The sequence below is a fragment of the Variovorax paradoxus EPS genome, assembly GCF_000184745.1.
Taxonomy (GTDB): Bacteria; Pseudomonadota; Gammaproteobacteria; order Burkholderiales; family Burkholderiaceae_C; genus Variovorax; species Variovorax paradoxus_C.
In genome coordinates, this window is the sequence record NC_014931.1 from 2,183,427 (window position 1) to 2,198,205 (window position 14,779).

Consider the following 14,779-nt stretch of genomic DNA (forward strand, 5'->3'; position numbering starts at 1 on the left):
GTGACGAGACCAGTTCCATACCCTGCAGATACCCGCGCGAAGGGCTGGCGCTTCGAGCTTGACCACGAGCGTATCGAGCAATCAGACACCTGGGCGCTCGCGCCAGCGGACGTGAAGCCGTGGCTGCTGATGCTGTGGCTTTCGGCCTGGCGCCAGGAACCCTGCGGCTCCCTGCCCAACGAAGACGAGCTCATCGCGGTGCGCATTGGCATGCCCATGAAGACCTTCGCCAAGGTGCGATCCAAGCTCATGCGCGGCTGGTGGGAGGCCTCGGACGGCCGCCTATATCACGACACGGTGACGAAGCGCGTCCTGGAGATGCTGGCCGCCCGCGAGGCGGAGCGCCGCCGGAAGGCCGAGTACCGCCAACGGAAAGAGGCGGAAAGGACTGGTCTGTCCCATGGGACAGACGATGGACACCAGCAGGACGACACCCGGAGCGACACCGGGAGAGACGGCACCGGAACCGGAACCGGAACCAGTACTGGTAAAGAAGAAAACCACCACCACGCCCGAACTACGGCCGGATCGGTGGGGGTGGATGGGCAAAGCCCAACGAAGGCAGGGGAGGTCTGCCGTGCGATCAAGGCGCGCAAGGTCGCCGACGTCAATCCGTCGAACCCGGAGCTCGTCGCGCTGATCGCGAAGGGCGTGCCCGTCGAAACCTTTGAAGCCGCGGCCGACATCTGCGCCAAGGCCACCCCGCCCAAGGGCTTCGCCTACCTGCTGGGCATCGTGAAGCGCCAGCTCGGCGAGGCCGCGCAGATCGCCTCCGGCGTCGGCATGCCTGAGAAGCCCTGGGACGAGAACCGCTCGACCATCGAAGCGAAGGGCGAGGAGCTATGCCTGGGCCGATGGAACGAGCACGACCTCAGCGTCAGCCGCGAGACGTTCCCGCAATACACCGCCCGCATTCGCCGCGCGGTGGAGCAACGACAAGGAGTACCCGCATGACCAACGCAACAGCCATCACCCGCGTTGCTGTGTCCGCGCAGCAGCAATTGCACGCGATCGCCTGCATGGAGCGCTCGCTGCTTCAGCGCGGCGAGCTTTCGGTCCCGGCCAGCGAAGCCTTCAATCGGTATCGCGCAGTGCAGCAGAGCCGCCTCGCTGTGTGCGCCGAGCACTTCGCCGCCCTTGTACCGGCGAACGACTGCGCCTTTATTCCAACCCAGGAGCCTGAACCGGCATGAACACGCGCCGCCCGATCATCAAATTCGACCTGGACGAGGTTTTCGCCTGTATCCGGGAAACGCCGGTTCGCTGGAGTGACCTGGCAAGAACTAAGACCGCACGCCGCCTGCTGCGCCCGATCATCGACGAACTGTTGGCCAGCGGTGCAGTGAAGTTCGTGCGCCTTGATGGCAGCCGGCATTTCGCCGTGGCGGCATGGTGCCCGTCGAAGCAGGAGCAACTGGACGAGATCTACGGCCGCTGCCGTGCGGTCGACGGCTGCATGTTGTGGACTGGGCGCATCGACCCCGACCGGGGCCCGGCCATGTACGCCGCCTGGGCTGGCACCGAGCGCTCTGTGCGCCGGCGCATCTGGGGAGTCAGGCAGCGGAAGCTCAACCGCGCCACCACGATCACGATGACCTGTGCGAATCCGGACGACTGCGTGCTGTTCGAGCACATGCAGCGCGCCAACCGCGGCGTGAAGCTGAAGGGCAAGCCCAAGACGCTGCTGCACCGGAACGCCATTGCGGCAGCCAAGCGCAAGGCCACGGGGAAGCTCAACGACGAGAGGGTCGCCCTAATCCTCACGAGCGAGAAGAGCACCCGGTGTCTCGCGCGCGAGATGGACGTGAGTCAGGCCACGGTGCAGGCAGTGAGGTCTGGCGATCGCTGGCGCAACTACCGCGCCACGCCTTTTACAGGTCTTGACGCTGCCAACGATGCGGAAAGGCGCCGCGCATGACGTGCCCGAACTGCGCCCGCGCAGCTGTGCGCGCTGACTGGCCAGGCTACACCGCCAACTGTCGCGAATGCCTCGCCCGCGGCATTGCCAACGGGCCAGAGTACTGGCGCTCCCGCAAAGACGGCACGCTGCGCGACGAGTACAAGACGGCGCTGCGGACCATCTGGGGCGAGGAGTGGAAGGCCGGCCACGACGCGGTCAAGACCGCGGCCGCGCGCATGGATGCCTTGCGCAGCTCGCCGCAAGGAGCGCTGCTGTGACGGTCCACATCCTCGGCATCGACCCCGGCGCGAGCACCGGGCTGGCCGCCTTCGACGGTGGCGCCCTCACGTTCCTGAAGACCATCGAGCCTCACTCCATCGAGCACAACTTGCGCCACTGCATGCCAGCGCGCGTGGTCTTTGAGGACAGCCGCCTCGAGCGCCGTGCCTGGAACGCGCGCACGAAGAAGGACTACGGCGCGGCGCTGGCCACCGCGCGCTCTTTGGGCCAGGTGGATGCCTGGTGCTCCCTCATCACCGCCATCTGCGCCGACCTCGGCATTCCCGCCCACGGCATCAGCCCGACCGCCAAGGGCGCCAAGCTGGATGCAGAGGCCTTTGCGCTCGTTACCCGCTGGTCCGCGCGCAGCAACCAACACGAACGCGACGCTGCCATGGTGGCGTGGCCCTACCGGAGAACTGCTCGATGACCGACCTTGCCCTCACTGTTGTTTGGCCCGACCAGGAACGGGCCCGCTCCAGCTTCCTCGAGCGTGTTGCGCCGTGGTGCAAGGAGCAGTGGGCAGCGGGCCGTCTCCTCGAAATTGAGGTCCGCCTGCATGAAGACGCGAAGACCGACCGGCAGCGGAAGTACTACCACGGGGTTGTGCTGAAGACAATCGCGGCGCAGGCGCGACCGAACGGTGCCCAGTTCACGCTCAAGGTCTGGAAGGAGCACTTCCGCGAGGAGTACTTGGGCTACAAGACCGTCACGACCAAGAACCCTCTCACGGGCAAGAAGGTGCGCCGGCGCGTGCGCGTCAGCTCCGAGGATCTCGGCGTGAAGGGCTACAGCAGGTTCATCGACCGCGTGAGCGCGTTCGCCGCCACCGAGCTCGGCGTGACGTTCCCCGCCAGCTTCGAACAGTGGGAGCGGATGCAGGTCGACCCGGACACGGGCGAAATCGTCGGAGCTGTGTGCCCATGACGGTAGTCCAATTTCCGCGTCCCGCAATGGCGCAGCTGGACGGCGGCATCACCCACGCGCAAGCGATGGAGGTGCATCGCCGGTACTTCGAGCAGCTGCAGGCGGTGCCCACCATCGCGCACGAGATGGGCGACGCCTACGCAGTTGCGTGTGACGTCGTGGGCGGCAAGCTGTGGCCAGGGGTGCGCGAGCATTGGATGGATCGGGTTTTGCCATGAAGCGCAGCGCGCCGCTCATGCGCACCGGGTTCAAGCGCCGTCAGCCGAAGGTCATCGGTGTGGATCTCGCTTCGGGCCCGGACCGCACAGTGATCGCGAAGGTGCTGCCGGTGCCCGGCCGAATCGTCCGCATGGTCGCTATCAACGACGCCGACTTCCGGGGCGCCGTGCCGAAGACCGCTCCGCAGCGCAACCCCGCGCTGCTGGCGATGGCCAGAGGACAGCGATGCCTGCTGCAGGTGCCAGGCGTGTGCCGGCCGGATCCGGCCACCACGGTCGCGTGCCACAGCAACCAGTCGGTGCACGGCAAGGCCGGCGCGCGCAAGGCTGACGACCAATGGCACGTGTACGGCTGTGATGCCTGCCACCGATGGCTCGACCAAGGGTCCGCACCGGCGGAAGAGAAGGTGGAGCGGTTCAGCACTGCTCACCGCTGGATGGTTGCCATCTGGCAAGACATCGTGGCGGGCATGCAGCCGGCCACACCCCGCGAGCGCCGCGCCGCCGAATGGGCGCTGGCCAGAATTTAACGAGGAGAACAATCGAATGGCAGATGCCCGCAAATCCACTACCGCCCTGGTGCTCGAGGCGGTGCAAGACCTGCACGCCCAGGAGCAGATCGTCACCCGCGAGACGCTGGCCGAGCTCACTGGCCTGAAGTTGAGCGTGATCGACGACCGCGTGGGCACCCTGGCCGACGATGGCGCGATCCTGCGCGTGCAGCGCGGGGTGTACGTGCCGGCGCCGCAGCACCCGCCGGCCCGCCCGATGTCGAAGACCGTAATGCCCAACGGCATGGTCAAGATTGAGATTGGCGACGACGTACTCACGCTGACGCCTCGAGAGGACCGCTCGCTCGCCAACCTCATGGCTGGCGCAGCGGCCCAAGCCGCGGCAATCGAGGCCGGCCGGAACTCTGCCATCTTGGCGGCCGAGCTTGGGGAAGAGGTGAAACGTCTGCGGCGGCAAGTAAACGCACTAGAAGTCCGGGTCAATCCTGGTCAGGGTCAACTGTTCGCTGCGATCGTCCAAACGAGTAAGGAAGCGGCCAACGGGACTTCATACGCGCCCTTATGCGCCCCTGAAGCCAAGTCACGGTAGTGGGCCTCGAACCCGCAGCTGGAGTTTCCAACACAAGCCTATGACCAGCCCGCTTGAAGGAGCCGCCTTTGCACCGAACCTCACCCGCATATGATGCAATTCGGGCCGCGGACGAGGCAGCATGACAAACTGCTTCACGATTTGCTTGCGAAGCTCGCGCGAGGTTGCGGCGGCACTTACACAGCTCGCAATGGCCCTGCGGGCTCTCTCGCATAGCGCAGCTGTAGTCGGTAATTCAACACTACGATTCGTCATTGCTGCACCTGAGAAGTGGCCAGCTTCTGGCTCAGTCGATCAGCTGGGCTTTCATCGCGTAGTAGGTGAGATCACTGTTTGAAGAGAGATTCATCTTTTCCATCAGGCGCGTGCGATAGGTGCTGATGGTCTTCACGGACAGCGACAGCTCCTCGCCTATCGTACCGACGGACTCGCCTTGTGCCAGCTTCAGGAACACCTGAAACTCGCGTTCAGACAGGTGTTTGTGAGGTGGCGCATTGTCTTTGCGGTCCAGTTCGCCGGCGAGGAGCTCGGCAACCTTTGGAGAAATATAGCGGCGTCCCAGTGCAACCGTGCGAATCGCTGTTGCAATCTCCTGGGGATCGCAATCCTTGTTCAGATAACCGGAGGCGCCTTGGCGGATCAAGTTCAGTGCATAGTGTTCCGCGGGGTGGCCGCTGAGCATGAGCACGCCGATGTCCGGAGCCTTCGCGCGAATCATGGCGAGAGCATCGATGCCACTTTGGCCGGGCATCGACAAGTCCATGACGAGCACATCCAGATCAGTGCTGCGCACAAGATCGATGGCCTCGCGGCCAGAACCAGCCTCCCCGACCACACGGAACTCGACGAACGATGTCAAAAACGCCTTGATTCCTGCGCGAACGATGGCGTGGTCATCTACGAGGCCGATCTTGATCATTTGAGTTCCTGAGGCATAGAGGGAAAGGGATGCGGAGAGAGGACGCACGATGCCACGGCGCTCCCCTACTTTCTCTTGCACGGGCATTTGTCCTGCACAAAGGCAAGTAGATCTTGTAATTTGTGGGGAAAAAACTCGAAGTAAAGACGTTTTCCGTCGATTTGGGCAGAATGAGCGTTTTCATTGTTGGCATCGCCATGAATCTCCAGCAACGCAACAACATTCACGTGCAAGGCGATGGCAAGCAGACCATGATCTTCGCGCACGGTTTTGGCTGTGATCAGAACATGTGGCGTTTCATGGCGCCGCGCTTTGCTGACCGCTTCCGCGTCATCACTTTGGATCTTGTTGGAGCCGGTGGGTCCGACCTGCGCGCCTACGATCGATCCAAGTATGCGAGCCTGCAGGGGTACGCAGATGATTTGATAGAGATTGCGTGCGAGTATGGGATCGGTCCTGTGCAATTCGTTGGTCATTCGGTCAGCGCGATGATCGGCATGCTGGCTGACCTCAAGGCGCCAGGCACCTTCGCCTCTCACATGATGATTGGCCCCTCGCCTTGCTACATCAACGAGGGGGACTACGTCGGTGGCTTCACGCACGAAGACATTGATTCCTTGCTGGACACGCTGGAAAGCAACTATCTGGGCTGGGCGAGCAACATGGCGCCGGCGATCATGGGCGTGCCTGACCGGCCCGAACTCGGTGCCGAGCTGACGGCCAGCTTTTGCCGGACGGACCCGGAGATCGCCAAGCAGTTTGCGAAGGTCACTTTCATGTCCGACAACCGGAAGGATCTCCCAGATTTCCGGACTCCGACGTTGATCATTCAGTCTTCGGACGATCTGATCGCTCCGATGGCCGTCGGTGACTACATGCACCGCGCTTTGCCCCATAGCATGTTGCGCGTTGTGACGAACATCGGTCACTGCCCGCATCTAAGCGCCCCCAGCGAGAGCAGTGACGCGATGGATGAATTTCTCGACAGGCTCGACCGGCCGTAACTGCCATGACTAGCCCCTTGCCGGATGTTGGCGCGCTCTTCGACGAGGCGCCTTGCGGCATGCTTGTGACCGCTCTGGACGGGACCATTCTGAAGGTCAACGTCACGTTCTGCGAGTGGGTTGGCATGGCTCGCGAAGAGCTCGTCGAGAAGAAGCGACTGCAAGACATGTTCACCATGGGCGGACGAATCTTTCACCAGACTCACTGGGCACCCTCCCTGCAGATGCAGGGTTCTTTGGCGGAAGTGAAGTTCGAGGTTCGTCATCGCGACGGCACGACCATTCCCATGATCCTGAACGCTCGGCGCCGCAAACGAGCTGAAGGCGAGTTCGACGAAGTTGCGGCGTTCGTCGCGCAAGACCGAAACCGCTACGAGCGAGAACTCATGAACGCGCGGAAGAAGGCGGATTCTTTGCTGGAAGCGGAGCGTCAAGCGCAGCACCTGCTGAGAGATCGAGCTCTTTTTGCCGAGCAGATGGTCGGCATCGTCAGCCACGACCTGCGCAACCCCTTGTCGGCAATTCTTATGGGGGTGCAGTTACTTGCGCGTGTGGAGAAAGAGCGTCGAACTCGCGTGCTCGGCCATGTCCGCGACTCGGCAGAGCGGGCTCAGCGCCTTATCGAAGAGCTTCTCGACTTCACCCAGGCGCGCATCGGAAAAGGTTTGTCGGTCAAGCTCGGTGAAATCGATCTTCACGAGGTTGCAGCACATGCAGTTGACGAACTGGGCCTTGCGTTTCCGAACCGGAAGATCATGCATGTCGTGCGGGGAGAGGGGCATTGCATTGCTGATGCTGACCGACTTGCGCAGCTTATAGGGAATTTGGCAAGCAACGCGGCAACCTACGGGCTTCCGGGAACGCCCATCATCGTTCGAACCGAGACCGATGGAGCGAGCGCGACGCTTTCGATAGAGAACCAAGGGGCCCCGATCCCAGCTGAGATGGTCGCAACGCTGTTTGAGCCTATGGTGAGAGGCGTGGGGGCAGGCAACTCGACACGAAGTGTTGGGCTTGGCCTCTTCATCGTGAACGAAATTTCCAAATCGCACGGCGGCGAGATGGAGGTTGTTTCTTCCTCGGAGGAAGGGACTAGATTCGTGATGCGTTTTTCCAGTATGGGCCCCCTATAGGGTTCGACCCGGCCGCCGATGGCGGGAAGACTCACGTGCATGGCATCTCGCAAGCCGGCCAAGAAGCACGCACCCGCATCGAAGAAGACCACCACCAAGCCCGCAGCCGCCAAGAAGGCCGCGGGCGCACCTGCGCGCAAGAAGGCTCCGCCCGCCAAGGCGACGAAGAAGAAGCCGGCTCGACCAGTTCGCCCAGCACCAGCATCCCAACCCGCGCAGCTAGTAGTTACTGACCTTCAACAGCGCTTCGTCGACGAGTATCTGGTCGACCTGAACGGCACCCAGGCTGCCATCCGAGCCGGATACAGCCCAGACAGCGCCCGGCAGATGGCGTCCGAGAACCTGTCAAAACCGTACATCCAGGCTGCTATCGCTGCCGCACGGAAGCTGCAACAGGAGCGCACCCAGGTCGATGCCGATCGCGTGGTGACGGAAGCGTGGAACATCATGCTGGCTGACCCGCGAGAGCTGGTGCAGGTGAAGGTCGGTTGCTGTCGGCATTGTTGGGGCGAGGGCTTCAAGTTCCAACGCACCATCGGCGAGTTCAATCACGACCAGGAGCAGCACGCCCTGAAGGCTGGCAGCCTGGCTGACTTCGACGAGAAGGGCGGCATCGGCTTCGATCCGCTCAAGCCACCGCATCCATCCTGCCCAGACTGTGGTGGTGATGGACACGCGCGCACCGTGCTGGCCGACACGCGGCGCCTTTCGCCCCGGGCCATCGCGCTCTACGCAGGCGCCAAGATGACGAAGTTCGGCATCGAGATCGCCATGCACGACAAGGGCGCGGCGATGGAGAAGCTATTCAAGCACCTCGGCCTCTACGAGAAGGACAACCAGCAGAAGACCGACCCGCTGGCGGCGCTGCTGCACAGCATCGCCAACGGAAACGGCAATGGGTTCCGGCCTGTCGCGAACGACCCTGAGACGCCAGAAGCCCCGACGGGCCCCAACAGCCTGATGCCGCGGGAGGACATCGACGATGGCCGCCCAGGCTAAACAGGCGTCGGGCCTGGCCGACACCGGCACGCTCGACGAAGACGACACCGGCACGCTCGATGAAGACAACACCGCGCTGGACGTAGAGGCCGGCCGCGCGGTCGACGTGCAGCTCGGGCATCGCTGGGACAACCGGCGCCGACCCAAGCGCGGGCCGCACATCGCCAAGCACGCCGAGCTCCTGCCCACCAACGCGGCGGAGCTCGAGCGCTGCCTGCGCGACCCGGAATGGCGCCTGTTCAGCGGTTGCCTGTACCAGATCATCGTCAAGGGCGAGCCGGTCAAGAACGATGCGGGCGAGATCATCGACGAGGGCGATTCCTTCGTCATGCCGTTCAAGCCAAACCGGGCCCAGCGGCGCTTCATCACGCGGCTCTGGCACCGCAACGCCATCCTCAAGGCCCGGCAGCTCGGCTTCACCACGCTGATTGCCATCCTCTGGCTCGACCACGCGCTGTTCAACGGGAACCAGCGCTGCGGGATGATTGCCCAGGACCGCGAGACGGCCGAGGCCATCTTCCGCGACAAGGTGGTGTTCGCCTACGACCACCTGCCTGAAGAGATCCGCCAGCGCTTCCCGCTCGCCCGCGCCAGCACGAAGGAACTGCTGTTCGGCCACAACAACAGCAGCATCCGCGTGGCCACCAGCGTGCGCGGCGGCACCATCCACCGCCTGCACGTCTCCGAGTTCGGGAAGATCTGCGCGAAGTTCCCTGCGAAGGCCAACGAAGTGGTCACCGGCTCGTTCCAGGCCGTGCCGCTGTCGGGCATCTTGGTCATCGAGAGCACCGCCGAAGGCACCGAGGGCGAGTTCTACGAGATATGCCAGCGCGCGCAGGCCCTGGTCGCGGGAGCGCGCAAGCTCACGCCCAGCCAGTACCGCTTCCACTTCTATGCGTGGTGGCAGGACCCGAACTACTCGATCGACCCGGTCGGTGTTCCGATCAGCCCAGAGCAGCACGACTACTTCGACGAGCTCGAGACGAAGGTCGACGTCAAGATAGACCCGGCCCAGCGCGCCTGGTACGTTGAGAAGCTGCGCAACGACTTCTCCGGCAAAGAGGAGCGCATGTGGCAGGAGTACCCCTCGACGCCCGAGGAGGCATTCCAGCAGTCCACCGCCGGCCACTACTACGCGAAGGACATGGTGCTGCTGCGCAAACGCGGCGCCATCTGCCAGGTGCCACTGCTGGACCTGCCCGTATTCACGTTCTGGGACATCGGGAACAGCGACGGCACGGCGATCTGGTTCATGCAGATGCTGCGCAACGAAGACCGCTTCATCGGTTACTACGAGGAGCACGAGGAGGACCTGCGCCACTACGCGCGCCACCTCCAAGAGCGCGGCTACCTCTACGGTGGCCACTTCCTGCCTCACGACGCCGACCACAAGCGGCTCGGCGACTACAACCGCAGCACTCGAGAGCAGCTGCAGCTTCTGATGCCCGGCCAGGCCTTCTTCATCGTGCCGCGCGTCACCGAGCTGATGACCGGCATCTACAGCGTGCGCAAGCACATCAAGGGCGCCTTCTTCGACCTCGATGGCACGAAGCAGGGCATCGAGCGCATCCAGGGCTACAAGAAGAAGTACAGCACCTCGGAGAACCGCTTCATCGACCAGCCTGACAAGAGCAACGGCTGCACTGAAGGCGCGGACGCGCTACGCCAATGGGCCCAGGCCAAGGAGCTGGGCATGTTGGCCAACCTCACCCAGAACACCGCCTACGTCGAAGCACCGGTCTCCGACTGGCGCGCGTAGGAGCACCCAATGAACATGAACAACAGCACCACCACCCCGAGCATCGAGGAAGAGATGGACGCCGATGGCGCACTCACCCTTGAGGAATACCGCCAGTTCATCTACGAGATCGAGCAGCAGCCGCCGTGGCGCGCGGTGGCAGACAAGGAGCTCGACTATGCCGACGGCAATCAGCTCGACACCGAGCTGCTGCGCGCGCAGAAGGACCTTGGCATTCCGCCGGCGAAGGAGGACCTGATCGGCCCCGCGCTGCTGGCCATTCAGGGCTACGAGGCCTCGGTGCGCACCGATTGGCGCGTCTCGCCCAACGGACAGCCGGACGGCCAGGACGTCGCCGACGCCCTGAACTTCCGACTCAACGAGGCTGAGCGTCACTCCAAGGCCGACCAGGCATGCTCGAAGGCATTCCGGCCCCAGGCGGCCGTGGGTCTCGGATGGGTGGAGGTCTCGCGCGAGTCGGACCCTTTCAAGTATCCGTACCGGTGCTCCTCCGTGCACCGCAACGAGATTCACTGGGACTTCTACGCCAAGGAGGACGACCTGAGCGATGCGCGATACCTGCGCCGAGAGCGCTGGCTGCCGCCAAGCCGCATCGCCAAGGTCTTCCCGAAGCATCGCGAGCTCATTCTCGAATGCGGTCGACATGGCCAGTCCTGGTGGGTGAACCTGTCTCCCGAAGCGCTCGACGGTGGCAGTTCGACCGGGCTGACGACGGGCGCCTGGGATGCGGCGCGCGGCTGGACGGTGGCCGAGCACAACTGGTACGACCCGGTCAGCAAGGACATGTGCGTGGCCGAGCTCTGGTATCGGCGCTGGTCCGAGGCGGTGGTGCTGCGCTCGCCGGACGGCCGCGTGGTGGAGTACGACCGAGACAACGCGGTGCACAACTACTCACTGGCGCGCGGCCTCGTGCGGCCTCAACACGCCGTCATTCCTCGCGTGCGTCGAAGCTTCTGGCTTGGCCCACACCGCCTGCATGACGGTCCCAGCCCGTACACCCATCGGCACTTTCCCTACGTGCCGTTCTGGGGGTACCGCGAGGACGGCACGCGCGTTCCATACGGTCTGGTGCGCGGCATGATCTTCCAGCAGGACCGGCTCAACAGCGGCACCGCGGCGATGACATGGGGCATGACTGCCTATCGTGTAGAGCGCACCAAGGGCGCGGTGGCAATGACCGACGAGCAGTTGCGTCGGCAGGTCGGGCGCCGCAACGCCGACATCGTGTTGGACCCGGCTGCAATGTCGCAGCCAGGCGCCCGGTTCGAGGTGAAGCGCGATGTGCAACTCACCGACCAACAACTGCAGATGCTCAATGACGCGCGAATGGCGCTGGAGCGCGTGTCGCCGGCGGCTGCCTCGGCGTTCTCCGGCCGGCGCGGTACCGCCACCAGCGGCGTGCAGGAGGATACGCAGGTGGAGCAGGCGAACCAGGGCCTCGCCCACCTGATGGACAACTTCAAGGCTGCGCGCTCCCAGGTCGGCGAACTGCTGCTGGCGATGATCGTCGAGGACATGGGCCGCGAGCCGCACACCGTCGTGATCGAGGGTGACGCCATCACGCCCGATCGCACGATCCTCATCAACAAGCCCGAGACCGATCCGAAGACCGGTGTGGCCTACCTGAGCAACGACCTGCAGCGCACGCGCCTGAAGGTCGCGCTCCAGGACGTGCCGAGTAGCCCGAGCTACCAAGGTCAGCAGCTCAACGCAATGAGCGAGGCGGTCAAGAGCCTGCCCCCGCAGTACCAGGCCGCGGCCATGCCTTTCCTGGCCAGCCTCATGAACGTCCCGTTCAAGCGCGACCTGGTGGAGGCGCTTCGCGCAGCTGGCCAGCAGGCCTCTTCAGAAGACATCGAGAAGCAGATCCAGGAGCGCGTTGCACAGGAGGTCAAGCTGGCCGGTCACGACCTGAAGGCTCGCGAGCTCGACATGAAGGAGCGCCTGACCGACGCGCAGATCAAGCAGGTGATGGCGCAGGCAGTGCAGACCGGTGTGCAGGCAGCGTTCGCGGCCATGCAGGGCGGCGCGCAGGTGGCGCAGATGCCGATGATCGCGCCGATCGCCGACGCCATCATGCAGGGCGCGGGCTACAAGCGGCCCACGCCAGGCGGCGACGATCCCAACTTCCCGACGCCGGCGCAGACCGCGGCGATGAACATCAAAGACCCGTACATCCAAGGGCAGGGGGCCGAGCTTGTGGCGCCCGAGGCGCAGGAGGAGGCGGGAGCGGCACCGCCACTGCGCGAGAACACCAGCCCGACATTCCCCGCGCGAGCTGGTGAGGGCGGGCAGGGCATGGATGGTATCGAGACGGCGCGCACCACCGACAACGTGCCAGCGTGAGTGACTAGGAATCGCCGAGAAGGGAGGTCTTTCGACCCACACCAGGGACACCATCCGAAGGCGGTGGCTTCAGGAAGAACTCGTAGCCTGGAACGTCTTGCGATGCGTCAAACGCCGTCGCCCATTTTTGTTTGTCAGGGTCGGCTGCGCTGTGAAACATGCCTGCCGCCCACTCGGAAAAGTGGATGACCACTTCCTTGGGGCTTGCCTGTGTCAAATCGAAGGTGCCCCCTGCCTTGGTGAAGGCCGAATACATTGCGATCCCTACGATAGCTTGGATGTCATCCTTTGAGATTTGCACGCGCCTGACATGGGCCATTCGATTGCGAATTGTTCCAAGGGCTCTTAGACCCGGCTTCGCGCCTGATAGGAGGGCGTGGGTGCTCGGAATCATCCCGACCTTTTGCTCGTAGCGCAGGCGGAGTTGGTCAAGGTCCAATGCGGGGTGAAGGCGCTGGAGGAACTCTGTGAGGAAAAACTCCACGACTAGATGCGCGTGCAGCACCTGACCCAATTCTTCCGAGTCCTGTTGCCAAACGGTGTTGAAGGCTGCGCGCCGTCCTTCCACATTCTTCCAAACCGCTTCGTGTCCTCCGTAGAGCGCGGCGAGTCGAGCAATCGCAATCTCAGCGGGAAGGAACCACGAATCGGGTGGGGTCTGTTCGGTCATCTTCGGAGCCTAGCAAACATCGCCCTCCGGTCCTTGAAGCATCGCGAATTTGCGCGCTATTTCTCGAACGCAGCGCCCTGTGTGATTTCCAGACCTGAGCGATACAGCTGAGGGATTTTCCAACTATCGCCGACGCGCTCCACAAAACCAATGCGCTGAAGATCCTCGACAATCTTGTCCCACTCTGGACCTAGGAGCTTCTTCAGTGTTTCTCCATTGTGCTCCGCCTTCCCTCGTTGAAATGCGCGGATAGAGGATTCGAGACCTGGGTTCTCCGCAATGAGAGAAGTCCGAACTTTGTCCTGGGACATCTGGTCCAGACCGGCTTTCACTGCCGCCGGGCTGATCAACGAGTCCGACGCTTCATCACCTCCGCGACTCAAAATGTCGGACTCTTTTCGTGCAGCGTTCGTAACGAGAGCATGTAGGTCACGTGGAGTGCGAATGCCGTTGCCGTCACGTATACGGTTGAAGATCCACGTCCAGCTATCAGACTGGCGGGAGCCGACTTCGATCTGGCCCGAAAAGATGGAAAAAAAGCCCGCTTGTCGCAAGTCGGGATCGCGCATATCCACTTGGACCAAACCATACTTTTTTTGGATTGATTCATTAAACATGAACCGCTCCATGATCATGGCCAACAGTTGATCACTGTCCCAGGCCATAGGAGGGGAGGTGCGATCAAGGACGTGAGTGAGTTCTCGGAAACCGCCAGTGCGAGTCACCTGATCGAACAAGTCGGTGCGGAGGAAGAGCTTCAGGCGGACAGTGTCGTAGCCCATGAAGTCCTTGTAGGCGACTAGTAGTGATTTGAGGGCTGCTTGCTCCAACGCTGGTTCATCCTGAAATGCCGCGTCAAGTCGATCAACCAGAACCCAGCAACGCTGGCTTTGAGCTTTGAGGGCGTCTGAGCACAGGCGCAACGCCTCGGGAAAATCTACAACTGCGTGCGGCTTATCTGTCCAAATCGCCGGTGGCGCATCTGGAAACTCAGCCATCAGGCCCTCGGCACTGACACTGAATTTCTCGACATGAAGAAAGCGCAGCAGCGACCAGAAGATTTTCTTGTAGTTGCTTGTTGTACGGAATCGGATGCCAACCTTCTCTGCGTACGCGAGTGCAGCTTTAGCTTCGGCAGACGACGAACTGGAGAGCGCGTCCAGCACCAGATTCAGGAGATATGTCTTCCAGGCCGCAACAAGTTCGGCTTCACTGAAAGAGTCTTTCTTGATCTGATCGAAAGCGCGTTTAAACGAGGGCTCCCCGGCGTGCTCAGTCGCAACGTGCAGCAATACGTCCTTGAGCTCGGGGTAGTTTGCTTGTCCACCAGAAACAACACGCAGCAGAGCCGACTTCCCACTTCCTTTAACGCCGCGGATCAGGTCGTAGCGATCCGTCACGAAGTCGGAGACGGCTACCGTCGGCACGAAATAGCTGGCTAGATTGCGATCGTTCTCTGCGACCGACTGGCCGAGGTCTAGACGCGCAAGGATCTCGCTGTTCTTCATGACTTCTCCAAGTTTG

At 62.8% G+C, this 14,779-nt stretch carries 17 protein-coding genes; 14 read left to right on the forward strand and 3 right to left on the reverse strand.

Annotated features, from left to right (window positions below):
- Genes VARPA_RS10015 through VARPA_RS10060 form a run of 9 tightly spaced genes read left to right on the forward strand, consistent with a single transcriptional unit; the run spans nt 1 to nt 4,425 of the window.
- A complete protein-coding gene (locus tag VARPA_RS10015; RefSeq protein ID WP_013540441.1) occupies nt 1–954 on the forward strand; it encodes a hypothetical protein in 954 nt (317 codons plus the stop codon).
- Entirely contained in the window at nt 951–1,193 is a 243-nt protein-coding gene (locus tag VARPA_RS10025) for a hypothetical protein (RefSeq protein ID WP_013540442.1), read from the forward strand. The genes VARPA_RS10015 and VARPA_RS10025 overlap by 4 nt, the downstream gene beginning before the upstream one ends.
- Nucleotides 1,190–1,918: a hypothetical protein gene (locus VARPA_RS10030; RefSeq protein ID WP_013540443.1), complete on the forward strand. Its 729-nt coding sequence runs from the start codon at nt 1,190–1,192 to the stop codon at nt 1,916–1,918. Before VARPA_RS10025 ends, VARPA_RS10030 begins: the two co-directional genes overlap by 4 nt.
- Nucleotides 1,915–2,178 (forward strand): hypothetical protein, encoded by a 264-nt coding sequence (locus VARPA_RS10035; RefSeq protein ID WP_013540444.1) that lies wholly within the window; start codon nt 1,915–1,917, stop codon nt 2,176–2,178. The genes VARPA_RS10030 and VARPA_RS10035 overlap by 4 nt, the downstream gene beginning before the upstream one ends.
- On the forward strand, nt 2,175–2,609 hold the full coding sequence (locus VARPA_RS10040; protein WP_013540445.1) for a hypothetical protein: 435 nt from the start codon (nt 2,175–2,177) through the stop codon (nt 2,607–2,609). The genes VARPA_RS10035 and VARPA_RS10040 overlap by 4 nt, the downstream gene beginning before the upstream one ends.
- Nucleotides 2,606–3,106 carry a hypothetical protein gene (locus tag VARPA_RS10045; protein WP_013540446.1) on the forward strand — a complete coding sequence of 167 codons (501 nt, stop codon included), beginning with the start codon at nt 2,606–2,608 and terminating at the stop codon, nt 3,104–3,106. The genes VARPA_RS10040 and VARPA_RS10045 overlap by 4 nt, the downstream gene beginning before the upstream one ends.
- The gene (locus VARPA_RS10050; RefSeq protein WP_013540447.1) at nt 3,103–3,324 is read left to right on the forward strand and encodes a lipase chaperone; all 222 of its coding nucleotides are present in this window, start codon (nt 3,103–3,105) and stop codon (nt 3,322–3,324) included. Before VARPA_RS10045 ends, VARPA_RS10050 begins: the two co-directional genes overlap by 4 nt.
- Nucleotides 3,321–3,854 (forward strand): nuclease domain-containing protein, encoded by a 534-nt coding sequence (locus VARPA_RS10055; RefSeq protein ID WP_013540448.1) that lies wholly within the window; start codon nt 3,321–3,323, stop codon nt 3,852–3,854. The genes VARPA_RS10050 and VARPA_RS10055 overlap by 4 nt, the downstream gene beginning before the upstream one ends.
- Nucleotides 3,855–3,870: 16 nt before the next feature.
- Nucleotides 3,871–4,425: a hypothetical protein gene (locus VARPA_RS10060; RefSeq protein ID WP_013540449.1), complete on the forward strand. Its 555-nt coding sequence runs from the start codon at nt 3,871–3,873 to the stop codon at nt 4,423–4,425.
- A 286-nt stretch (nt 4,426–4,711) separates the two neighbouring features.
- Here VARPA_RS10060 and VARPA_RS10065 read toward each other — a convergent pair whose 3' ends face one another.
- On the reverse strand, nt 4,712–5,344 hold the full coding sequence (locus VARPA_RS10065; RefSeq protein ID WP_013540450.1) for a response regulator transcription factor: 633 nt from the start codon (nt 5,342–5,344) through the stop codon (nt 4,712–4,714).
- Nucleotides 5,345–5,541: 197 nt separating this feature from the next.
- Between VARPA_RS10065 and VARPA_RS10070 the strand changes: the two genes are divergently transcribed.
- Genes VARPA_RS10070 through VARPA_RS10090 form a run of 5 tightly spaced genes read left to right on the forward strand, consistent with a single transcriptional unit; the run spans nt 5,542 to nt 12,585 of the window.
- On the forward strand, nt 5,542–6,348 hold the full coding sequence (locus VARPA_RS10070) for an alpha/beta fold hydrolase (RefSeq protein ID WP_041943474.1): 807 nt from the start codon (nt 5,542–5,544) through the stop codon (nt 6,346–6,348).
- A gap of 5 nt (nt 6,349–6,353) precedes the next feature.
- On the forward strand, nt 6,354–7,481 hold the full coding sequence (locus VARPA_RS10075; RefSeq protein WP_013540452.1) for a PAS domain-containing sensor histidine kinase: 1,128 nt from the start codon (nt 6,354–6,356) through the stop codon (nt 7,479–7,481).
- A gap of 18 nt (nt 7,482–7,499) precedes the next feature.
- Nucleotides 7,500–8,480, forward strand: coding sequence for a terminase small subunit (locus tag VARPA_RS10080; protein WP_234974988.1), 981 nt, complete (start codon nt 7,500–7,502; stop codon nt 8,478–8,480).
- Entirely contained in the window at nt 8,464–10,239 is a 1,776-nt protein-coding gene (locus VARPA_RS10085; RefSeq protein WP_013540454.1) for a terminase, read from the forward strand. Before VARPA_RS10080 ends, VARPA_RS10085 begins: the two co-directional genes overlap by 17 nt.
- A 9-nt stretch (nt 10,240–10,248) precedes the next feature.
- Nucleotides 10,249–12,585, forward strand: coding sequence for a hypothetical protein (locus VARPA_RS10090; RefSeq protein ID WP_013540455.1), 2,337 nt, complete (start codon nt 10,249–10,251; stop codon nt 12,583–12,585).
- 4 nt (nt 12,586–12,589) lie between these two features.
- Here the strand turns inward: VARPA_RS10090 and VARPA_RS10095 are convergent, their stop codons facing one another.
- Nucleotides 12,590–13,255, reverse strand: coding sequence for a hypothetical protein (locus VARPA_RS10095; protein ID WP_041942844.1), 666 nt, complete (start codon nt 13,253–13,255; stop codon nt 12,590–12,592).
- A 56-nt stretch (nt 13,256–13,311) separates the two neighbouring features.
- A complete protein-coding gene (locus tag VARPA_RS10100; protein WP_013540457.1) occupies nt 13,312–14,763 on the reverse strand; it encodes a P-loop ATPase, Sll1717 family in 1,452 nt (483 codons plus the stop codon).
- Between the last annotated feature and the right edge of the window lie 16 nt (nt 14,764–14,779).